The 21,244-nt window shown below is 70.7% G+C and carries 14 protein-coding genes and 4 CRISPR repeat arrays; of the genes, 8 read left to right on the top strand and 6 right to left on the bottom strand.

Annotation, left to right across the window (positions count from 1 at the left end):
* Nucleotides 1-11 precede the first annotated feature (11 nt).
* From EMA17_RS36650 to EMA17_RS36630, 5 genes are all read right to left on the bottom strand, one after another.
* A complete protein-coding gene (locus tag EMA17_RS36650) occupies nucleotides 12-317 on the bottom strand; it encodes a hypothetical protein (protein WP_126641509.1) in 306 nt (101 codons plus the stop codon).
* Nucleotides 318-507: 190 nt separating this feature from the next.
* Nucleotides 508-756 (bottom strand): WhiB family transcriptional regulator, encoded by a 249-nt coding sequence (locus tag EMA17_RS36645; protein ID WP_126641508.1) that lies wholly within the window; start codon nucleotides 754-756, stop codon nucleotides 508-510.
* Between the two features lie 461 nt (nucleotides 757-1,217).
* Nucleotides 1,218-1,445, bottom strand: a complete 228-nt coding sequence (locus EMA17_RS36640) for a hypothetical protein (RefSeq protein WP_126641507.1) — start codon at nucleotides 1,443-1,445, stop codon at nucleotides 1,218-1,220.
* A 104-nt stretch (nucleotides 1,446-1,549) separates the two neighbouring features.
* Nucleotides 1,550-2,194 carry a hypothetical protein gene (locus tag EMA17_RS36635; protein ID WP_126641506.1) on the bottom strand — a complete coding sequence of 215 codons (645 nt, stop codon included), beginning with the start codon at nucleotides 2,192-2,194 and terminating at the stop codon, nucleotides 1,550-1,552.
* Nucleotides 2,195-2,423: 229 nt separating this feature from the next.
* Nucleotides 2,424-3,155: a hypothetical protein gene (locus EMA17_RS36630; protein ID WP_126641505.1), complete on the bottom strand. Its 732-nt coding sequence runs from the start codon at nucleotides 3,153-3,155 to the stop codon at nucleotides 2,424-2,426.
* 428 nt (nucleotides 3,156-3,583) lie between these two features.
* Here EMA17_RS36630 and EMA17_RS36625 point away from each other — a divergent pair, with 428 nt between their 5' ends.
* The 4 genes from EMA17_RS36625 to EMA17_RS36610 all read left to right on the top strand — a co-directional run bounded on the left by EMA17_RS36625 (nucleotide 3,584) and on the right by EMA17_RS36610 (nucleotide 11,367).
* Nucleotides 3,584-4,912 carry a GNAT family N-acetyltransferase gene (locus EMA17_RS36625; protein WP_126641504.1) on the top strand — a complete coding sequence of 443 codons (1,329 nt, stop codon included), beginning with the start codon at nucleotides 3,584-3,586 and terminating at the stop codon, nucleotides 4,910-4,912.
* Nucleotides 4,913-6,121: 1,209 nt separating this feature from the next.
* Nucleotides 6,122-7,441, top strand: coding sequence for a helix-turn-helix domain-containing protein (locus EMA17_RS36620; protein WP_160161699.1), 1,320 nt, complete (start codon nucleotides 6,122-6,124; stop codon nucleotides 7,439-7,441).
* A 300-nt stretch (nucleotides 7,442-7,741) separates the two neighbouring features.
* Nucleotides 7,742-8,135: direct repeats of the CRISPR family, unit length 28 nt.
* Between the two features lie 1,188 nt (nucleotides 8,136-9,323).
* A CRISPR array of direct repeats spans nucleotides 9,324-9,962; the repeat unit is 28 nt; unit sequence ATCGGCCCCGCGAGCGCGGGGATGCTCC.
* Between the two features lie 786 nt (nucleotides 9,963-10,748).
* Entirely contained in the window at nucleotides 10,749-11,108 is a 360-nt protein-coding gene (locus EMA17_RS36615; RefSeq protein ID WP_126641502.1) for a hypothetical protein, read from the top strand.
* Entirely contained in the window at nucleotides 11,101-11,367 is a 267-nt protein-coding gene (locus EMA17_RS36610; RefSeq protein ID WP_126641501.1) for a hypothetical protein, read from the top strand. The genes EMA17_RS36615 and EMA17_RS36610 overlap by 8 nt, the downstream gene beginning before the upstream one ends.
* A 2,818-nt stretch (nucleotides 11,368-14,185) precedes the next feature.
* Nucleotides 14,186-15,008: a CRISPR direct-repeat array (repeat unit 29 nt).
* Nucleotides 15,009-15,332: 324 nt separating this feature from the next.
* Here EMA17_RS36610 and EMA17_RS36605 read toward each other — a convergent pair.
* Nucleotides 15,333-16,700 (bottom strand): NsdA family TPR-like regulatory protein, encoded by a 1,368-nt coding sequence (locus EMA17_RS36605; protein WP_126641500.1) that lies wholly within the window; start codon nucleotides 16,698-16,700, stop codon nucleotides 15,333-15,335.
* 207 nt (nucleotides 16,701-16,907) lie between these two features.
* Between EMA17_RS36605 and EMA17_RS36600 the strand changes: the two genes are divergently transcribed.
* The 4 genes from EMA17_RS36600 (at nucleotide 16,908) to EMA17_RS36585 (ending at nucleotide 21,188) form a co-directional block, all read left to right on the top strand.
* Complete coding sequence (locus EMA17_RS36600; protein ID WP_126641499.1) at nucleotides 16,908-17,105, top strand: hypothetical protein; 198 nt, start codon at nucleotides 16,908-16,910, stop codon at nucleotides 17,103-17,105.
* Nucleotides 17,105-18,064 (top strand): MvdC/MvdD family ATP grasp protein, encoded by a 960-nt coding sequence (locus tag EMA17_RS36595; RefSeq protein ID WP_126641498.1) that lies wholly within the window; start codon nucleotides 17,105-17,107, stop codon nucleotides 18,062-18,064. The genes EMA17_RS36600 and EMA17_RS36595 overlap by 1 nt, the downstream gene beginning before the upstream one ends.
* Nucleotides 18,065-18,067: 3 nt before the next feature.
* The gene (locus EMA17_RS36590; protein WP_126641497.1) at nucleotides 18,068-18,916 is read left to right on the top strand and encodes a protein kinase family protein; all 849 of its coding nucleotides are present in this window, start codon (nucleotides 18,068-18,070) and stop codon (nucleotides 18,914-18,916) included.
* 766 nt (nucleotides 18,917-19,682) lie between these two features.
* Nucleotides 19,683-19,956: a CRISPR direct-repeat array (repeat unit 29 nt).
* 725 nt (nucleotides 19,957-20,681) lie between these two features.
* A complete protein-coding gene (locus EMA17_RS36585) occupies nucleotides 20,682-21,188 on the top strand; it encodes a peptidase inhibitor family I36 protein (protein WP_126641496.1) in 507 nt (168 codons plus the stop codon).
* Nucleotides 21,189-21,244 lie beyond the last annotated feature (56 nt).

Genomic DNA, 21,244 nt, shown 5'->3' with positions numbered 1-21,244 from the left:
GCGTGGTGTGTTCAGGCGACGCGGTCCATGTGCTCGGTTGTCAGTTCGGGGGAGGCGACGACGAGCAGGATCGTGTCCGTGTCGCGGGTGCGGCCGTGCATGACGGTGTTCATCAGGGCACGGGCGCGGATGGCGATGTAGGGGTCGATGTCGAGCAAGTCGCGGGCCCGGGCGGTGGTTGTGCCGGGCATGCCGTCGAACAGCTCGATCGGGATGTCGAGGAGCGCGTCGAGGCGGGCGGCCATCGCAGCTCGGCTGGTGACGGTGGATCGGGGGTTGATGTGCCGGGCGTCCGGCCCGGGCATGCTGGTGTCCACGGTGATCTCCTCAGGTCTGTCCTGCAGGGGGTGCCGAGCCGTGGGCCGTTGCTTGGGGCATCGGCCCGCGGCGTTCGTCGGCGGAGTGCCCTTCTCGGGCGGTTGTCGGTGGGGCGCGACGGTGTCGGCCGGGTCAGCCCGCCCGGCCGAGGCGGTTTTGCCCCGGGCCGGTTCACCGCCGCGCGAACGATCAGGCCGAGGCGCGGTTGCGGGCGGCGCGACGCTTGAGAGCGCGACGCTCGTCCTCGCTCGACCCGCCCCACACACCCGCGTCCTGACCGAACGCGAGGGCCCAGCCCAGGCAGTGCTCCATCACGGGGCAGCGGCGGCAGACCGCCTTGGCCTCCTCGATCTGGACCAGGGCGGGGCCGGTGTTGCCGACGGGGAAGAACAGGTCGGGATCCTCGTCGCGGCAGGCGGCGACGTGACGCCAGTCCATACGGTCTCCTCTCCGGCCACGGAGGGCGTGGCCGGGTTGTGTGTCCTGTGGGCTGGGGCAATGTCACGAGTCGGCGTCGGGGCGACCCAGCTCCTGTGCCAGACGTGCGGCCTCCTCGGACCGCCGGTTCGCGTCCCGCAGGCGGCGCATCAGTTCGGCGCGCTCAGCGGCGGTCACGACTGCTTCTCCGCCCGGAGGCGAGCGGCGGTCGCCTTGACCCGGCGCAGCGCCTCGTTCATGTCGATCTGGCCGCCGTCGGGGCGGTCATCCGGCCGGGGGTCGGGCTGGGGCTTTCGCGTGGATGAGATGATGGGGTGCACAGGCGCGATTCCCTTCAGGTTTGGGCCTGTTCGCGGTCGTCGGGCCTCTATCCCGGCGACCGCTTCTGTGTGTTGGCCGTGGTGTCCAGCGGCCATGAGGGTCGACACCGCGTTCGGTGTCGGCCCTCATAGGTGCTGGGGTTACGGGCGGCGCGGGCCGGAGCCGCGGCGGCGGCGGCGGTCGATCATCCGGTCCAGCAGCGCGCGGTCGACGCGGCCGGGACCGGGCGTTCCGCGCGAGGGCGTGGGGTTGGGCCTGGTGGTGTCGACGATCGCGTAGACGGGTCGGCCGGTGGTGGCGAGCATGCCGAGCAGGAGCGGGCAGCCCGGCTCGGGCTCGTCCGGGGCGGCGGTGGCGAGCTTGCTCATGTGCGGGTCCTTTCGGTGGGTGGGATGCGCGGCGCCCGGGCGGGTGACGGTCACCGCCCGGGCGCGCGATCGGGATGCCGGACGACCCGGCGGGTGCCTGCGGATCAGACCAGGGCCTCCCAGTACGAGATGCCGGTCCCACTGCTCGTGCCGGCACCGATCTCGCCGTGTCGAGCCAGTTGTTCCAGCAGCGTCCGCAGTTGTTCGGCGTTGGCGACCGGCGCCACGATCGAGCCGCCGGTCGCCACGGTGAAGGCCTCCGGGTACTCCGCATCGGCGGCGGAATGCCAGACCAGGCGGACACCCGGGGCCAGATGCAGGCTGGCACCACCCTCGCGATGTCCCTGCCAGCGGCACGCTTCGCCCAGCCACGCATTGCCGGCGTCGAGGTGGATCCGAGCGAAGAACGCGGCCTCGCGCTCGGCCGCGCGCAGACGCTCGTCGGAGGCGATCCGGGTCACCCGGGCAAGAGCCTCGTCCAGGTCCGCCGGCGGCCATGTCTGCGGATCGGCGTCGGGTCCGCTGCGTCGTCGCAGCGCGGCCGAGGCCCGCATCGCGGCTTCGTCCAGGGTGATCGCCATCCAGATGCCGGCCAGGCCGGCGAGCGCGATCCGCAGCAGTTCGGGTGCGTGCAGGCTGCCGACGGCGGAATAGCCGATCAGCGCGCCGCCGGCCCCGCCGACAACGACGGCCCCGTGCCGGGCGACGGCAGCGGTGATCGCTGTCAACTTGGTGATGTGCTGGTGCATGTGTGCCGCTCCTATACAGGGGAGGGCGTCGGCGGTCCGGCGCTCCCGGCCGCGCCCCGCCGCGTGGTGCAATGCGGGCGGGACGCGGACGGCAACTCCGGCGGCGAGGATGTGGGACGGCGCGCAACGCCCCGCCCGCGTGGTGCCATGCGGACGGGGCGAGGGTCGATGATCGGACGTCGGGTCCCGACAGTGGAGGACCCGGAGATCCGCCAGCCGGTGCGCGTGGTCAGGCCCGGTGGTAGGAGGGCGCGCCACCGGAGGACAGTTGCTGCCGCCGCGCCTCGTCGACGCGGTCGACGGACCGGGACACGCGGACCCACTCGGCCGACCGCCGCCGCGGTTCCTGCCGGGCCCGCCGCGCCGCAACCTCCCGGGCGAACTCCTCGATGAGGTCGGCACCTCGACGGCGCTCCGGCTCCTGGCGGAGGAGCCGCAGGAGGGTGGTGGCGAGGGTCGCGCCGAGTGTGCAGTGCGCGGTGTCGGTACAGGCCGGGCACGCGTCGCGATGGGCGAGGTAGGCCCGGCGGGCGGGGACGGGAGACAGTCGGGCGGGTCGCATCTCGCTCACTGGCGGAGCGACGGGCGCGACCGGCTTGGGCAGCACCTTCGTGCTGCGGCGAGCCGCAGCTTCCACGCCGCCCTCGGTGAACCGCCGCTGCCACCGGGCCACCGTGATGTCGAGGATGAGGCGCCGGTTGGTGCCGATGCAGCGTCGCGGCGGGCCGGGCGTTCCGGCGGGCTCGATGTGATGCGGCACCAGGTGGGGGGTGCTGCGGACCCCGGTGATCGGAGTCCAGGTCGCGCAGTCCGGGCAGACCAGGTGCTCTTTGCCGGGGCTGAGGTCGAGGGCGGTGGGATGCAGGGTCGACACGGCCAACGCCGGTCGCGTGCTCGGTTGTCGCTTGCTGCGGGTCTTCGTCGGACGCTGCTTGGCCACGGCCACGGAAGAAAGGGTCACCAAAGGCTCCTTGCGAGGAGGAGATGGGGATGCGTCTCAGTGCTCTCTCCGCCCACCAGGCCGCACGGACGTACCGGCGTCCTGGTGGACAGACAGCGCAACGGCGCTGCGACGTCGTACACGCGGGGAGTCGCGAGCGCCGGGGGATTTGGTGGTGCCATCGACCCACAACGACCGCACAAGGCGGGCGACTACCTGCTACATGCTGTGCATCCGTGCTGGTGCTGGGACCGAAGTCCCACTCCCGGCGCCATCCCGACGGGGATGGTTCCGGTGGCAGGACGCCAGACCGCGAAGACATGGATCACCTAGGTGAAGTAGATTGACTACTCAATACCCGATGCACAGATGCTGACACCGAGAGCGAGCGGCGGTCAAGGGGTTCACCTATATTGACTACTCATTGATCTCGGAGGTAGTTATTCACCATGGCAATCAGCGGCAGGCCCCGAGCCCTCTATCAGCGGATCGCCGACAGGATCCGCGACGAGATCGTCGAGGGGACGCTCGGGCCGGGCGCTCGCCTGCCCACGGAGGCCGAGATTGCGATGGAGTGGGACACCACGCGCAGCACGGCGGTGCAGGGGCTGCGGGTCCTAATCAACGAGGGCCTGATCTTCAGCGATCGCCCGCGCGGGCACTTCGTCCGCGCCCGGAAGCCAATGGTGTATCGGCCACAGTCGGAATTCCGAAAGCGTCCGCTTTCTCCCGAAATGGATAACTTTCTCGCTCAAATGGCGCAAGAAGGTCGGGAAGCCCGACAGGACATCGAGGTCGCTGTCGTCAGTCCGTCGCGCGAGGTGCGGGAGCGGCTGCGCTTGACCGAGGATGAGCCGGTCGTCGTGCGGCGCCGGGTTCGGGTGATCGACAACGTGCCGTTCAATACGAACGACAGCCACTTTCCCCTGCGGCTGGTACAGGACAGCGAGATCATGCGCCCGGCGGACATCCCACGCGGGGCAAACGTGGTGCTTGCCGAGTTGGGCTACGAGCAGGTGCGGGCGCTCGACGAGATCCAGGTGCGGATGCCGACACCGGCCGAGGCGGACCGCCTGCAACTCGCGCCGGGCACCCCCGTGGCCGTACATCTGTGCACCGGCTACACCCAGGACGGGACGCCGGTCCGGGTAGTCACGAACATCCTGCCCGGGGACCGCCACGTCATCACGTTCGAGCGACACAAGCCACCCCTCGACTTCCCCGAGCCCACGATCCGGCCCGCCACAGCGCAGGACTTGGACACCGTCGTGGAACTCTGGGAACACGCGGCCAGTTGGCTGCGCACCCGCGGCATCGACCAGTGGCAGTACCCACCTCGCCTCGAACGCATCAAGGCGAACATCGCACAGGGAGAGTGCTGGATCGTCGAAGACGGCGACGTTCCCATCGCGACCATCACTGTCGATGAGCACGCAGATGGAGACTTCTGGCGACCGGACGAGGCAGCCGAACCGGCACTGTACGTCCACCGCATGGTCGTTCGACGAGACGCTGGTGGCTCGGAACTAGGATCCAGCATGCTCGACTGGGCAAGTCAGCGTGCGAGCAGCCAGGACAAACGATGGCTGCGTCTCGACGCTTGGAGAGACAACCGCGACCTCTACGCCTACTACAGCGAAAGAGGGTTCGACCACATCCGCACCGTGGACCTCGATAAACGCCGCAGCGGTGTTCTGTTCCAACGCGCAGCCGGGCTCGTCCGCAACGTCGGCCCCAAGCTGGCTCTGAAGACCGCCACCCCTGTAGAGCCGATGTAGGCGATCGCGCTGTGATACCTGCTCAACCGATCGTGGTGGGTTTGCCGAAGCTCATTCACGGGTTTCCAACATCCCCGTGTGCACATGGGTTTTCGGAGCCCGCTCGTAGGCTTACGACCGTGGCGACAACAGGGTGCTTGGCAGTGGACGGGGATCATCCGGGTTGGCAATCCGAGCGGTTATGCGAGCGGTGGGAGGCACCGAGGACCGATCCGCTAACTCGCGTAGTGTGGCCACCGGTTCCAGCCCACACCTCGGCCCCAGGCGGCCGTCGCCTCGCTGCGTCCCACCGAATAACACGGCGCGCCAACGCACGTTCAGTGATCCTCTGTAGCGGTAAGGTGGGTTCGCTTTCCCGCACGGGACAGCAAAGAGCCCCCAGGACCTTGGACAAGTCCACACGGGGGCTCTTGACGGGCGTAGCCCGCACACGCCGCACGATGCACCTTCACTACAAGGGGCACCGCACTACGTCGCAACACCTTCACTACAAGGTGGCAATGCACGATGAGAGTACCCGTACACATCCGTGTACACACAGCACCCCGCCGCGTCGACCATCCACACGTCGCCCAGGCAGCTCCACCGTGTTGCCCTGCAACGCCTTCGACCATCGATGGTCCTGTGTCATTTCCGGGCTCCAACGACAAAGCCCCCGCCTTGACGGTGACTTGGTCACGTCGGCGAGGGCTCATGAGCTTCCGATCGCGTATCCGGCGATCGGGTCCCGTCTGCACCCGTCTCGGGCGCACCTCTGCAGTGATGGGAGCGGATGACATAGACGCGCTGGGCGGCTAGGTCTGCCCGGGACGCGGGCCCCGCAGCGCGCCAACGCTGCGGGCCTACGTCCCCACATACAGCTCTCGCTCCTGAGCGAGGTCTGACCCGCCGGTTGCAGCCGGCCGATCAGGCAATACCGGTTCTTCCCAGGGACCAAAACCGCCCATCAGGGGGCTTTGATCTGCCCTCTGTAGAGAGGACGCTGTCATTTTGCATGACAGGGGCGCGTCTTGTCGCGTCAGCATGCCCACAGAGACCCAACTCACCGCTTCGAACGCCCGCACATCGTCGGCTGCAAATCCCGACACAGGCGGCCCGGTAATCCCAGACACCGTGCCGAGTGCGCAACGCTCCCGAACACGCGGCCCCTACAAGCCGCGCTGCAAAGTCACGGACTTCCGCCCCGTTCCGGGCGGCCCAGCCCAAACGGTGTACGACACCACGAGCCGCATCGCTGACCCGACGACCTGGCTCCAAGCCGTGCGATGGGCCATCGACATGCACATCCCGGGCCTAACCAACGACACCATGCGGATCGGCCACGTCTTGGCGGCGTTCCCGGAGTGCCGCCCCGGCATCCAGTACCTGGTGAACAAGACCGGTATGTCCAAAAGCGCGGTATGCCGGCACCTGGCGGCGTTGCGCGCGGCCGGGCTTCTCGTCTACGTCGTCGAGGGCGGCCGCTCCGCCGGGGGCGAGTGCCGGGCGACGGTGTGGGAGCGCGTGATCCCCACCATGTTCGACAGGGCCCTGTCGATTCGCGTCCTTGGTGGGGGTGTTCGTCGGCGGATGGTCGGGATCGGGACGGCGGCCGGGCGCCGCGCGATCAAGCGTCTCGCCCGCCGCGTCGCTCCACGCGGCACACGCCGTGCCAGGCTGCGTCGTCGACCGGGCACCGCGCGAAATGGCGGGACCCCATGGGGTTCTGGTTCTCAAAGGCTTTCTGCTGCCGAACATGTATCTCCCCCTGAACGGCTCGACGGCGGGAAACACGGCGTCTCGGTCGAAGGTGACAGGAACGAACGGCGACCGAAGCTGGCCGCGAAATGCGGCCCCAACCGCTACCGGGCGCGGTTTCGCCTCGCGACCGAACTCGTGGCGTGTGTGCCGTGGTTGCAGCGCACGGCCGTGCCCCGGATTGCCTGGGTCACCCGCGCCCTCGCCGACGCCGGCTGGACCGCCGACCTGGTGATGGCCTGGCTCGACCTGGTCGGCGGCGAAGTTCCCTCCCGCGTCCGGCGCCCGTCGGGTCTGCTCGCCGGCCGGATCAAGGGCGCCGCCACGATGTGGGTGACTCTCGAGCAACGCGACCATGCCCTCGAACTGTGGCGGGACTCGCGCGCCGCAGCCGCGGCGCGGCACCGCGAGTGGGACCACTTCGTCGACAAGGCCCCGGTCGGACCGCCGCCCGAGGTCGCGGACGCGTTTGCCCGAGCGGTCGAGATCCCCCGCCAAACCGAGCCAACCGAGCCGGCGGACGCGGATCACCGACTCCCGGAGCCCGCTGCAGAGCCGGTCGACCCCGGGCGCAACGGCGACGGCCTGCCCGACCCCGACCTGATTCCCGCCCCGCTCCTGGCCGAGATGCGCCGGGCCGCGGTCGAGGACCCGAGCGTGGTCGCGGTTACGAACGAGTTCGCTGGCAGCGACTACGCTCGCCGCGTTTACGGACCGGGCCTGTACGCCCGCGCAATGCACCTGGCTACGTCCAGGACCGTTAGTCTCCACGGGATTGGCGCCAGCCGATAAGCACCCGACCGAAATCACCCGCCCTCTGACCTACGTCACCCATGTCGACGACCGCGATCCGCAATCCCTCGGTGGGGTCCTCAAGCAGCGGCTGACTGGAGGGGGATGGATCACCCGGTCGCTGGTGGCACTATCGCTAGCCACGGGCCGCGAACCCTCAAGCACGCCGACAGGGGCACCATCGGGTGAACTACCGTGGTGTCACCGGAGGTTCAGCTCACCATGGACGACAACATGGGTGGCATGATGCAACCGAACGAAAACGCTGTTACCGACTGGTAGACCCGCAGGTCATCCAGCGTCGGCCCCGCGAACGCGGGGATGGTCCTCGCAGCACTATCTGGGGGCCGACCTGCGGATCGTCGGCCCCGCGAACGCGGGGATGGTCCGATGATCTGGCCGATGTCGTCGGGCGACGGCAAGTCGGCCCCGCGAACGCGGGGATGGTCCCAGACCCCTCCCGCCCCCCGACTCGTACCGGCCGTCGGCCCCGCGAACGCGGGGATGGTCCCTTCCTGCGTTTCCCCAGGTCAGAGGACCCGCAGTCGGCCCCGCGAACGCGGGGATGGTCCCGATGGCCGGCGACACCAAACCGCGCGTGACCGGTCGGCCCCGCGAACGCGGGGATGGTCCCGGGCTCGCGCTGTATGCGGCCCGCAGCCACTAGTCGGCCCCGCGAACGCGGGGATGGTCCCGCGCGGCGCTGGTCGAGGCGGAGCGCCACGACGTCGGCCCCGCGAACGCGGGGATTCGGTTCTTCGACGTTCTCGGCGCCCGCGTACGGAACGCGCCACCAACGCTCGTCGACGTCCGCGTCGAGGGCCGAGTCGGCGTCGATGGCTGCGATGCCCGGTCGGCCCGGATCAGTCGCCGCTCGACGAGCGCCGAGGATCGTTGGGTGAACTACGGTGGTGTCGCCGGAGGTTCATCTCGCCGTGGACAACGCATGGGTGGCAAGATGCAACCGAACGAAAACGCTGTTACCGACTGGTAGAACCCCAGGTCATCCAGCGTCGGCCCCGCGCAAGCGGGGAGCGGGGCGCCCGCACCGTCACCATCTGCGCACCCGAGTAGTCGGCCCCGCGCAAGCGGGGAGCGGGGCGACCGTGCGCGGCACGTACCTGATCGTCGCGGGTCGGCCCCGCGCAAGCGGGGAGCGGGGGCCGATTCCGTTCGGACAGGACGCCCGTGCGAAGTCGGCCCCGCGCAAGCGGGGAGCGGGGAGCATCGCGGAGTCGGCCCCACCACCTACATGAGTCGGCCCCGCGCAAGCGGGGAGCGGGGATGTTCCCGGCGGAACGGGGCCAGTCGACGTGTACGACGCGTCGGCCCCGCGAAGGCGGGGGGAATTCTCCTCGGTCGTCCAAGCGAACGCAGGGCATGTACCGGTCGGCTCCGCGAGCGCGGAGTTGGTCCGTGGAGGAACGGGCGTCCTCGAGGTCCGGTCGTCGGCCGCGCACCGGCGGGCTTGTTCCGGCGTCGGCGTCGAGGGTGGAGTCGCCCTCGGATGTTCCTCTGCGGGCCGCGCACGGGTGTAACTCGGCGTCGACCTCGCGCGGCTGGGGTGATCCTGCTCGGTGGCAGGTACGGCCGTCGGCCCCGCAGGCGCGGGGATTCGGTTCCTCGACGTTCTCCGCGCCCGCGTACGCAACGCGCCGCCGGGTACTCGCCAACGTCCGCGTCGAGGACGGAGCCGACGCCGACGGCCGCGACCCTCGGCCGACCCGGATCGACCGCCGCTCGACACGCACCTCGCGCGAGCCGTCGGGTGAACTACCTTGGAGTCGCCGGAGGTTCGCCTCCGCTGCGGACGACACACGGGTGGCAAGATGCAACCGAACAAAAACGGCGTTACCCATTGGTAGACACCCAGGTCATCCAGTATCGGCCCCGCGAGCGCGGGGATGCTCCCACGATCGCGTGGATGTGCGGATGCCACCCGGCATCGGCCCCGCGAGCGCGGGGATGCTCCGCCGGAGGTCCTGCGACGGGCTGGCCGGCGGGTATCGGCCCCGCGAGCGCGGGGATGCTCCCCACTGGCTGAACTTGGTGCGGACCCGGTACGGATCGGCCCCGCGAGCGCGGGGATGCTCCGACCTCGAGGGACACCGTTCGCATCACCCTCGGATCGGCCCCGCGAGCGCGGGGATGCTCCTTCGGCGCGCTCCCCGTGGTGTTCCAGCGCAAGATCGGCCCCGCGAGCGCGGGGATGCTCCTGGCCGGGATCCTCGTCACGGACGACCCGAACGATCGGCCCCGCGAGCGCGGGGATGCTCCCGCCATGGCCTGGAGATGAGCGTAGGCGAGCGTATCGGCCCCGCGAGCGCGGGGATGCTCCCGGTGCCCGGCGACTGCGCGAGGCCATCTTCAGATCGGCCCCGCGAGCGCGGGGATGCTCCTCCGGGTGGTCGAGGATCTCGCCCGCCGGATGGATCGGCCCCGCGAGCGCGGGGATGCTCCCCCGGTGGGTGCATCGCGGCGCGTGGCGCCACGATCGGCCCCGTGAGCGCGGGGATTCGGCTCTTCGACGTTCGCGGTGCCCGCGTACGCAACGCGCCGCCGGTACTCGCCGACTTCCGCGTGGGTGGAGCCGACGCCGACGGCCGCGACCCTCGGCCGACCCGGATCGACCGCCGCTCGACACGCACCTCGCGCGGTCCGTCGGGTGAACTACGGTGGAATCGCCGGAGGTTCACCGCACCGTGGACGACACATAGGTGGCAAAATGCAACCGAACGAAAAAGCCGTTATCCGCTGGTAGACATCCAGGTCATCCAGTGTCGGCCCCGCGAACGCGGGGTTTGCCCCGACATGACGCTCGATTCCGCCGCGTACGTGATGTCGGCCCCGCGAGCGCGGGGATTGCTCGCCGTTCGAGACGCACCGCAAATCGCCGAACCGGTCGGCCCCGCAGGCGCGGGGATGCTTCCGAACGTGAGATGTACCCACCAGCCGGCGGTTGCGCGCAGAACTCGGCGTTGGCTTCGTATGGGCGTCCCGTTCGTTCGACAGCGGTCACGTCGTGCTCGTCGTCCTCTCACCACGCTCCTCGGCGTTCGAATCGGCGCCCGGTTGGGGTGGTGTCCGACGTGCCGAACGGCTGCCGTCCGAATGTCGTGGACGAGGTCACCACCCTCGTTCCGAGGTCGTGAGGGAGTTCGGCCCGGTGACGCGGGTGTGCCGGGTGTGGAACGTGGTCTCGCGCTTCGGGTGCGGTCGGTTCGTCGGGCGTACCGGCTCCGGTCCTGTGGTGGTCGAGGGTGTGTGCGGGTCGGTTCTGGTTGACTGGGTGGTGGAGGAGGAGGACATGACCGCTGAGCATGCCGAGTGGGGCGACGAGCCGCTGCTTGCGATGCCGCCCTTGAAGATTCGGGCGCTTCGTGAGGCGGTGGCGGTGTTGAGTCCGACGTATCTGCCGGAGTTCCAGCAGGAGGAGGACGAGGCGCTGGACTGGGTCGCCGAGAACCTTCAACCGAACGCGGTGCGGCTGTTCCTGCGGAAATGGGCGGTGTTCGTGGCGATCGAGCGCCGTCCCGCCCTCGCCCGGCGGCTGCGGGAGTTGGAGCGCGTCGTGGCCCGGTCGCACGACCCCGAGGAGATCCGGGAGGCGGGTACGGAGATCGGCCGCCTGCGTGCCGAGGCGCACCGCGAGATCGCCGGTGAGTGACTGGTCCTGGGAATGGCTGCCCAGTCTCGACGAGGTCGCCGCGGGCCTACCGCCCGAGGTCCTGGCCGCCGTCGAGAAGGCGGCCGCCGATCTGGCCACGGTCAATTCCATGGTCTACCTCGACGGGGTCGACTTCCGGGGTACCGGCCCGGGCGTCCGCACCCACAGCGACCCGGCTCGCAACCTCCTCTTCGAGTACCTCACCGTTCCCCGCCGGGAGTGCATCTACATCACCCAGGTCACCTGGCTCGGAACCTGACTCCCGAACCCACATCGCCACCACCTCACAGCGCGGCACGCGAAATCCCCGGCCGACAGCGTTCTTACCACCGCGTGTCGAGTCGGGAGACCGGCCACGCCCACTCGTGCGTCGGTGACCAGCGTCCGATGCGGGTGACACGGAGGCCGGCGCCCGGATGAACCACCTTGATGTCTGCGGAGATTCGCCCGCCGAAGACGACGCATGGGTGGCAAAATGCAACCGATCAAAAACGCTGTTACCTGCCGGTAGGACCCCAGGTCATCCAGTGTCGGCCCCGCAGGCGCGGGGATGGTCCCGGGAGGTCGACGAGCAGACCGCCGACGAGGTCGTCGGCCCCGCAGGCGCGGGGATGGTCCCGGTCTCCCGGTGATCACGGCGCTGTCGGAAATGTCGGCCCCGCAGGCGCGGGGATGGTCCCCCCCCGATCGAGTGCATGTGGGCCCTAGCGACGTCGGCCCCGCAGGCGCGGGGATGGTCCCACGGAAACCCTCGACCGCGAACTCCGCGACCTGTCGGCCCCGCAGGCGCGGGGATGGTCCCGCGCGATGGACCGCACCGGCCGCCTCGTCGAAGTCGGCCCCGCAGGCGCGGGGATGGTCCCCGCGCCCCGGCCAGGGCCTCGAGGTGGCCGTGGTCGGCCCCGCAGGCGCGGGGATGGTCCGGCGACCGCACTCCTCCGTGCGGATGGACTCGTGTCGGCCCCGCAGGCGCGGGGATGGTCCTCATCCGCCTGTCGAAAAGCGCCGGACACCGGAGTCGGCCCCGCAGGCGCGGGGATGGTCCTCGCGTCGGCGATGCCCTCTGCGGTCAGTCGGTGTCGGCCCCGCAGGCGCGGGGATGGTCCCGTCGTCGCCGTCCTCGCCCTCTCCGCCCTCACGTCGGCCCCGCAGGCGCGGGGATGGTCCCCGTCGGCGACAAGGCTCCCTTGTCACCGTGTTGTCGGCCCCGCAGGCGCGGGGATGGTCCCCGGGGATCGCCACCCTGCGCCGGCGAAGGGCCGTCGGCCCCGCGAACGCGGGGATGGTCCGGCGGCCAGTGTGTCGAGGTCGCCGAACTGACCGTCGGCCCCGCGAACGCGGGGATGGTCCTCTCCGCACGAGTGCCAGGAAGGCGGTCCCGTAGTCGGCCCCGCGAACGCGGGGATGGTCCCCGGACGTAGTACCGGTAGCCGCGTCGCATCCCGTCGGCCCCGCGAACGCGGGGATGGTCCCATCGACCACACCCCCGCCGCCGACATCGCCGCGTCGGCCCCGCGAACGCGGGGATGGTCCCCCCACCGCGGCGAGCACTACGTGACCCACGCGTCGGCCCCGCGAACGCGGGGATGGTCCCTGGTCTCGGCCACCGTCGCCGACGTCCAGGACGTCGGCCCCGCGAACGCGGGGATGGTCCGTTGGGCTACTCCGGTTCCGATGCGGATGGCCTGTCGGCCCCGCGAACGCGGGGATGGTCCTCGGTGTCTCAGGGGGTTTTCACGGGGTGGACCGTCGGCCCCGCGAACGCGGGGATGGTCCGCAGGAGGCCGTGCGTCTCGGCGTCCGCGACGAGTCGGCCCCGCGAACGCGGGGATGCTTCCCACCAGTGATCCTGGCGTGGAGGAGTGTTCTCGTCGGCCCCGCGCGAGCGGGGATGCTCCCAGGGTGTTGTAGCGCTCGAGCAGGTGCGAGGCGTCGGCCCCCTCGCGCAGCGCAGGGGCGGGCCGGTCGGTCGATCCGGCTGGTGTCGAGGGCGGGTTCACCCTCCCGATCGTGCGGGGCACGGCCGGTCCGGCGCGGGCGTCGCTTCCACGCGCGCAGTCCGGGTGCCGGGGCGCAGCGGGAAGCCGGTGGTTCGCTCCGGACGCTGTCGAGGACGGAATGTGCTCCGACCGTGCCCGCCTCGGCCGCTCCGGGTCGAACGACGCTTCGCCGCACGGAGGGCAGCGCTTGGGTGAACTACCGTGGTCTCGACGGAGATTCGGGTCATCGAAGACGACACATGGGTGGCGAGATGCAACCGAATGAAAACGCTGCTACCGAATGGTAGATGCCCAGGTCATCCAGTGTCGGCCCCGCGCGAGCGGGGATGGTCCCGGCTCACGCGGCTCGCCAAGGACCACGGCGGAGTCGGCCCCGCGCGAGCGGGGATGGTCCCGAGATGGCGGCGGCGTTCGCCCAGGGCGGGCCGTCGGCCCCGCGCGAGCGGGGATGGTCCCTGGGCGTGTCCGTTCAGCAACTACGCCCCGGCGTCGGCCCCGCGCGAGCGGGGATGGTCCCGGGCGTCGCCTGCGGGCGGTGGGGGTGGACTCGTCGGCCCCGCGCGAGCGGGGATGGTCCATGACGCCGGAACGATCCGTTTTGCAGGTAGTCGTCGGCCCCGCGAACGCGGGGATGCTCCGCAACGTGGACACGCTGTCTCGCACACGGGGATGTCGGCCCCGCGAACGCGGGGGTGCTCCCAGCGCCCGGAGCGACGTGCCACCGAAATCGGTGTCGGCCCCGCGAACGCGGGACTGCTCGGCTCGGCCGTAAGGATCCGTTCGTGTTGCCTGCGGACACGGCGGGCCCTCTCCACCCGGGGGTGCGCTCCTCGAGGGTGCGATCGGTTCGGCGCATGGCGGCCCGGCTTTCGATCCGTCCGGCGTCGGGAGCGGGGTGGGCCTCGGGGCGTGCGGGGTTCGGCACGGATCGATCGCCGTTTCGTCGGCGCCGAGGGGTGGGTGGTGAACTACCTTGGTGGCGGGAGAGATTTGCCCGGGCCGGAGACAATTCACAGGTGGCAAGATGCAACCGAATGAAAACGCTGTTACCCGCTGGTAGATGCCCAGGTCATCCAGTGTCGGCCCCGCGAGCGCGGGGATGTTCCCAGTGCGCTGACGCTGGAGGCGCTACAGAGCCGGTCGGCCCCGCGAGCGCGGGGATGTTCCCTCCTGCGGGACGGTCGTCGCCTCGTCCACGTAGTCGGCCCCGCGAGCGCGGGGATGTTCCCCACCGGTCGCGCCGGTGTGGGGCGCCGACTTCGTCGGCCCCGCGAGCGCGGGGATGTTCCCTACTCGGTCTGGTGGTTTGCGGGGGATATCGCGTCGGCCCCGCGAGCGCGGGGATGTTCCTGGGCGGCGGCGTCTGCTTCGGCTGTGCGGCGAGTCGGCCCCGCGAGCGCGGGGATGTTCCCGGCACCACGGGACTGTTCGCGGCGGGCGGCGCGTCGGCCCCGCGAGCGCGGGGATGTTCCGACAGCGGGTCTACGCTCCCGGGCTCTCAGAGAGTCGGCCCCGCGAGCGCGGGGATGTTCCGTCATCCGCGCTGGCACCGATTTCGACGGAACAGTCGGCCCCGCGAGCGCGGGGATGTTCCCCCAAAAACCCACCTAAAGCGGACAGGAGTCCGGTCGGCCCCGCGAGCGCGGGGATGTTCCCCGCACGGTGCCCATCACCGACCACCCGCCCGCGTCGGCCCCGCGAGCGCGGGGATGTTCCCACGACCCGAGCTGAGGCCGTTCCGCGTGAAACGTCGGCCCCGCGAGCGCGGGGATGTTCCCCTCCAGGGCTTCGGCAGGCGCAGGACCGCTTCGTCGGCCCCGCGAGCGCGGGGATGTTCCGGCGTGGCTCGACCTCTGCCGTCGCGGACTCGAGTCGGCCCCGCGAGCGCGGGGATGTTCCCGTCGCCAGCGCGGGCACCCTCACGCGCATGTAGTCGGCCCCGCGCGAGCGGGGGTGCTTCCTGCGGGCCGGGTGCTGTCGATTCGCTTCATCGGATCCGGTCCCCTGTTCCCGTTGTTTTGTCGGCCCCGCGAGCGCGGGGATGGTTCGACGAACTTGCGAACGCCGGAGGGCAACGAGGGGTTGTTCGGACTCACGCACAAGTGCCGCTCGGTAGCTTTATCCCCGGGGCTCCGGACCTGCTCCATCCTGGAGCCTTCGATTCGGCGGTCGGGCGGGACGGACGTTCGCGTCGGCTCGTTTGGCGGGGTCGGTGGTTCGTGTGTCACGGCCCATTTGCTGTCCGGCCCTGGCTCCCGGTGCCCGATCTTTGGAGGAGAGCGGCGGTGGCGGGCATGCGGGCGTGGGGGCGGAGTCGGGCGCGCATGAGGGCGACCGCGCTGTCGGCCCGTCCGCAGCGCACGTTCGCGTGTTCGTCCAGGAGCGTGGTCCAGGCCTGGCACGCCTCGTCGAGGCGGCCGAGGTCGAGGAGCATCTCGGCGAGGATCCCGGAGGAGACGGCGCGGTGGGTGCGTTCGTGGGTGGGGCGGGCCCGGTTGCTTCGGTCCATGGCGGCGGTCGCGGTCTTGAGGTCGCCGAGGGCGCGGTGGGTCAGCGCGGCGGTGTGTTCGAGGGAGGCGGCGTGGAAGCCCCCGCTGGGGCCGGGGGCTTGGTCGGCTCGTTCCAGGGCGTGTTCGGTCTCGGCGAGGTGCCGCAGGGCCGCGCGGCGGTTGCGGACGCCGCCGGTGGCGGTGGCCAGCGAGGCGAGGACGAATGCGCGGTGCAGGGGCGAAGCGGTGATGCCGCCGGCGGCGGTGACGGCCTGTTCGGCGAGGTGGACGGCGGTGTTGTGGTGATGGAGGCTCCCGGCCTGGACGGACATGCCGCGCAGGACGGTGGCATAGGCGGGGCCGTCGTCGGCGGAGGCGGCCAGTCGCAGGGCGAGGGTGTACAGGCGTTGCGCGGCGGGGTGTTGCTCGGAGTCCCAGTGGTACCAGCCCACCAGGTAGGCGAGTGTGGAGGCGGCGCGGTGCAGGTCGCGGCGTACGGCGTCGGTGGCGTCGGCCTTGAGGTCGGCGGCGACCTCGTTGGTCAGGTAGGCCAGGGCGGTGTCGCGGACCGCTCCGGAGCCGTGCATGTCGTCGACTTGGGTGAACATGCGGGTCATCGCTTGGACGGCGGCGACGTCGCCGGCGCCGATGCGCGGTCCGGCCGCGCGGGCGGTGAGGGTTCCGCGTTCGGCGATTTCCTGCCAGTCGGGCAGTGCCCAGGCGGCGGCGAGGGAGTAGGCGCCGGTGGTGATCAGGGTGCGTCGTCGCATGGTGCTCCCGAGGTCGGCGAGGGCGGCGGCGGGATCGAGATCCCCGGCGAGGCCGATGCCGGTGCCGTCCCCGGGGGGTGCCATGCCGATATCGGACACCATCACGGGTCTACCCAAGCGGCGGGACAACGCCTCCGCCAAAAATGCGGGTACCGGGTCGCGTGGCCGTGCGCCGTTCATCCACTGTGCCACCGACGGGCGCGTGTAGTGCAGGTACAGGCCCGCCTCGGCGCCGACGGCGTTGACGGTGCGGGCGATCGCCTCGTACGCGCAGCCGGTCTCGGCGACCAGCGCTTGCAGTGATCGGTTGGGCGGGCGGCTCGTGTTCGTCATGACGGTCACCCCCGTGGGCACGACGTGTGAGGTCGATTAACGCGCTTAACGCCCCTGGGGCGCCAGAGGCATGGTCGCCTCGGGCGCACGCGACTTCACTGGGAGGTGACGGTCCGGTCGGCAGGCCCCGGCCCCCGACCGGACCGCCATCAGGAGTCCCGCCCACGTGGGCGGGGTTCGGAACTCGGGGAAGGAAGGCACGAAGTCATGAGCAAGCCATTGATCCTCGGCCGCAGAGTTGCCCACACCGGCAGCGTCAGGCCGCTGCCCGAGCACCGCTACGACCCGATCCTTTGCGCGAACGTCGTCGTCGACGGGAATCTGCTGATCCGTTCCGTCGACCCGGCGCTTGTCGCCGACTACACCCAGACCCAGGAGCCGTCCGGGCTCAAGACGGACGACTGATGACCGATCCCCGTCCCGGGGTCGTGGTCGTGGCCGCCGAGAACGATTTCACCGCCGACATGGTGGTGGATCGGCTCGGCAGCCACGCCGCCGTGGTGCTGCGGCTGGACCCCGGGCGTATGCGCGAGGACCCGCGCGTCGACGGCCGATTCGACCCCCGAGGCCGATGGCACACACGTCTGTATCACGGGGATCGATCGGTGATCCTGGACGAAGGGTGCGCGGTGTACTGGCGCAAGCCCACCCGGCCCGAGGCACACCCCGAGGCGGACGAGCGGTGGCGGGCGCACGAGAACACGACCGCGCTGCTGGGACTGCTCAAGACGGCGCCGTTGAGGGTGTGGGTGGGCGACCCCACGGTGGGGGCCGCCGCGCGGTTGAAACCGGCGCAGCTCGCGGCCGCAGCCCGGGCCGGTTTCACCGTCCCGGACACGCTGCTCACGTCGGACCCGGACACGGTGCGCGCGTTCGTTGCCGAACAGCGGGACCGGGTCGTGGTCAAGGCCCAGACCCAACGGCACACCACGTTCATCCCCACCACCCGCCTGCGCGCGAGCGACGACGCGACCACCGTCGCTGGCACCGTGCACTACCTCCAAGCCCTCGTCGAGGACCGCGCGTTCGACGCCCGGGTGACCGTGGTCGACAACCGGGTCTTCGCCGCGGCGATCACCCACGACGAACTCGACTGCCGCAACGCCCCCGTGGACCACCACGAGGCGATCACCGCTCCCGAGCACATCGCGCGGGCCTGCGTGGAACACGTGCGCGATCTCGGCCTCGCGTACAGCGCGCTCGACTTCGTGGTGGACCAGCGCAGGACGTGGCACTACCTGGAGACCAACGTCGTGGGCGAGTTCGGCGCGATCGAGACCTGCACCGGCCTGCCGATCTCCACCGCGATCGCCCGCCTTCTCGTCCACGGCCCCACCACACCACCCGAACCCGCAAGGATGTAAGGCATGGACCCGCTCCTCGCCACCGCGCTCACCGCCCTCAACGTTACCGAGGCCCCGCAGCTTCTGAGCCCCCACCACACCAACGCATGGCGCACCACCGACTGGAAGATCAAGACCGCCGCGCAACCCGCCGCCGCGGCATCCCTGGTGCACGAGGCCCGCGCCGTCGCGCTCCTGCGCGAGGAGGGCCTGACCACCATGGCCTCCGCCCACGGCGAAAACGACGCCGGTACCTGGGCCGCGTTCGGCTGGCTGCCCGGCACCACCCTGTGGCAATGGTGTCGGGCCGCCCGCGACAACGCGGCAACGCAAGACTTCGCGGAACGCCTGCGCGCCATCACGTCGGCCGCGTACACCACGCTCGAGAGCCGACACGCGGCCGGATGGCGCCACGGCGACATCCACCCGGACAACCTCCTCATCTCCCCCGACGAAAGCCGGGTCGACCTCATCGACCACGACCTCGCGCACCACCCACGCCTGTCGCCGCTGCCCGGCCCCTACCGCGGCGGCGGGGACCAAGCCACCGCACCCGAGATCGCCCACCGGCTCCTGGACACCCCCGCCGACGTCGACCTGGAGGTGACCGAGGCCGCCGAGATCTACAGCCTCGGCGCGGCCATCCGGTGGGCCTGGACCGGCACCACCCCAGCCACCGACCGCGTGGCCGGCCCCGACGCCACCCCCGGCGAGGTCCTGGAGGACATCGCCACCGGCCGACGGCGCGTCCCCCTTGCCGACGTCCGCCCCTGGGCCGACCCGGAGTTGGAGGTGTTCATCGACACCGCCATGGCCCTCGACCCCGCCGAACGCACCACGTCCGCGCACGGGGATGCCTTGTCGCGTCGGTGACGCCGAGGCTCCCCGAACCTTCGACGCTCGGGAGCGAGGTCTCGGCGCAGCGCAACGGCGTGCTGGTCGGTCGATCCGGCCAGCGTCGAGGACGGGGTCACCCCGATCGTGCCGACTTCGATCGGCCCGGATCGATCACTCCTTCGACGCACGGAGGTGGTGGTCGGGTGAACTACCGTGTGGTCAGAGGAGATTCACCTCGCCGACGACGACGCATGGGTGGCATGATGCAACCGAGCAAAAACACTGTTACCGGCTGGTAGATGCCCAGGTCATCCAGTATCGGCCCCGCGAACGCGGGATGTTCCTCGCGCGGTCCTCGACGAGGGCTTGGAGGTAGTGATCGGCCCCGCGAACGCGGGATGTTCCTGGGCGCGAGTCGATTTACGAGTACGACGTGAGATCGGCCCCGCGAACGCGGGGATGTTCCCCTCCCCAGGAAGGGGACCGTTCCCCCGCCCCCATCGGCCCCGCGAACGCGGGGATGTTCCCAGCGCGCGCAGGTCGAAGGTCTCGGTGTCCGTATCGGCCCCGCGAACGCGGGGATGTTCCCTCCGATGCCGGGTACGCCGACGCCCCGCCCGCATCGGCCCCGCGAACGCGGGGATGTTCCCTCCTGGACGTCGTGGGTCGCCTTCGACGTCGCATCGGCCCCGCGAACGCGGGGATGTTCCCCTCGTTGCTGACCCGTACCGGTGGGAGGAGACATCGGCCCCGCGAACGCGGGATGTTCCCTCGTCCGGCGGACCCTGCCGCGGGCCGCCCTCGTCGGCCCCGCGCGAGCGGGGATGTTCCCGGAGGTCGACAGCAAGGAACGGCTGACCGGCCGTCGGCCCCGCGCGAGCGGGGATGTTCCCTGCACAGTGCGCAACCTGTAGCCCGGCGAGTAGTCGGCCCCGCGCGAGCGGGGATGTTCCCTACACCGAGGACATGTTCAAGCAGCGCGCCGGGTCGGCCCCGCGAACGCGGGGATGTTCCCGCGTCCATCAGGTCGGCGAGTCGGTGGTGGGCGTCGGCCCCGCGAACGCGGGGATGTTCCGGTGTGGGACCCGGACGACTTCACCAAGGGCGAGTCGGCCCCGCGCAGGCGGGGGATTCGGTTCCTCGACGATTTCGGCGCCCGCATACGGGACGCGCCGCCGGTGCCTGCCGACGTCCGCGTCGAAGGCGGAGTCGACACCGATGGCTGCGATCCTTGGTCGACCCGAGGGTCGACCGCCACGTGTGGACGCGGACCCTGTACGACACCCGAAGGTGATCATCCCCGGGCTCCCGGCTGTGTTGCTCCGGCGCCGCGAGTACCCGGCACGGATGATCTCGGAGGGGGTGAATTCCCCGGCGGCCCCGGCTACGCCCGGCGAGAGCGCACCGGCGACCGGGCTGCGATGACACCCGGTCGACGAACGGCACATGCCCGGGCGCAGCGTCTCCTTCACCGGCCGCCGGCGGCACGGAAGAGCACTCCCGGCCGGGCCGGCGCGGTGCCCGCGGGGCGGGGTGTGGGTGCCGGGTGATGAGATGCCTGGGTTGGCAATTGCCTTGTCTGGGGCGGGAGTTCATATCGTGTTTGCTTGCCCGGGGGCGCCGGGTTCGACTTAATGGGTACGGGAGCGGCGCGGAGCGGAAACCGTTCCGGTGAGCACGTTCTGCCCTGCGCGAGAGGGTCCGCGAGGGTCCACCGGAACCCCGCCTCCCCGTTCCTGGATCCGTCGAACCGCGCGAACGTACCGAACGTATCCATGCGAACGGACAGCGAGGGTATCGAATGAAGATCAAGTCAGCCGCACTGGCCACCGCGGTCGTCGTCGGCCTGGGCTTACCCGTCGGCACCGGCGTTGCCGACGCCGCCCCCACGGCGGCATCGTTACGGACGCAGATGGCCCAGGTGCTCGCCGAGCACCCCGGCGGCGTGCAGACCGGCGCGGACACCGTCTCCTGGCAGAACGGCGCCGTCACCTTGAAGCTCGCAAGCCTGCGTGGCGTGGCCGACTGCGGCTACAACCAGTTCTGTCTGTGGGAGCACAGCGGTTTCGGCGGGCGCATGCTCGCCTGGAACGCGATCCCGGCGATCTGCTCGGGCCTGATCATCAACCTGACCGACTACGGCTTCAACGACCAGGCGTCGGCCTGGGCGGACAACTCCCCGTCGAGGTTCGTCGACGTCTGGAACGACTACGGCGCCGGCGGCGGCCGCATCTGGAGGATGCTGCCGGGCGCGAGCTCGTCCAACGTGCAGTCGAACGACGCGGCCTCCAGCCTGGACTGCTACTGACGAATCCACCCGTCGGTTGCGATGCGACGGACAGCATCGATTCCGTGAGCACATGG

It is taken from the genome of Embleya hyalina, assembly GCF_003967355.1.
Classification (GTDB): domain Bacteria; phylum Actinomycetota; class Actinomycetes; order Streptomycetales; family Streptomycetaceae; genus Embleya; species Embleya hyalina.
Note: the sequence above shows the minus strand (reverse complement) of the source record. Positions and strands in the feature narration are given on the sequence as shown.

What these genes read in the sequence shown, in the direction of transcription:
- EMA17_RS36645 (WP_126641508.1), bottom strand. Translation starts at nt 756, where the DNA reads ATGGACTGGCGTCACGTCGCCGCCTGCCGCGACGAGGATCCCGACCTG.
- EMA17_RS36640 (WP_126641507.1), bottom strand. Translation starts at nt 1,445, where the DNA reads ATGAGCAAGCTCGCCACCGCCGCCCCGGACGAGCCCGAGCCGGGCTGC.
- EMA17_RS36635 (WP_126641506.1), bottom strand. Translation starts at nt 2,194, where the DNA reads ATGCACCAGCACATCACCAAGTTGACAGCGATCACCGCTGCCGTCGCC.
- EMA17_RS36625 (WP_126641504.1), top strand. Translation starts at nt 3,584, where the DNA reads ATGGCAATCAGCGGCAGGCCCCGAGCCCTCTATCAGCGGATCGCCGAC.
- EMA17_RS36615 (WP_126641502.1), top strand. Translation starts at nt 10,749, where the DNA reads ATGACCGCTGAGCATGCCGAGTGGGGCGACGAGCCGCTGCTTGCGATG.
- EMA17_RS36605 (WP_126641500.1), bottom strand. Translation starts at nt 16,700, where the DNA reads ATGACGAACACGAGCCGCCCGCCCAACCGATCACTGCAAGCGCTGGTC.
- EMA17_RS36600 (WP_126641499.1), top strand. Translation starts at nt 16,908, where the DNA reads ATGAGCAAGCCATTGATCCTCGGCCGCAGAGTTGCCCACACCGGCAGC.
- EMA17_RS36595 (WP_126641498.1), top strand. Translation starts at nt 17,105, where the DNA reads ATGACCGATCCCCGTCCCGGGGTCGTGGTCGTGGCCGCCGAGAACGAT.
- EMA17_RS36590 (WP_126641497.1), top strand. Translation starts at nt 18,068, where the DNA reads ATGGACCCGCTCCTCGCCACCGCGCTCACCGCCCTCAACGTTACCGAG.
- EMA17_RS36585 (WP_126641496.1), top strand. Translation starts at nt 20,682, where the DNA reads ATGAAGATCAAGTCAGCCGCACTGGCCACCGCGGTCGTCGTCGGCCTG.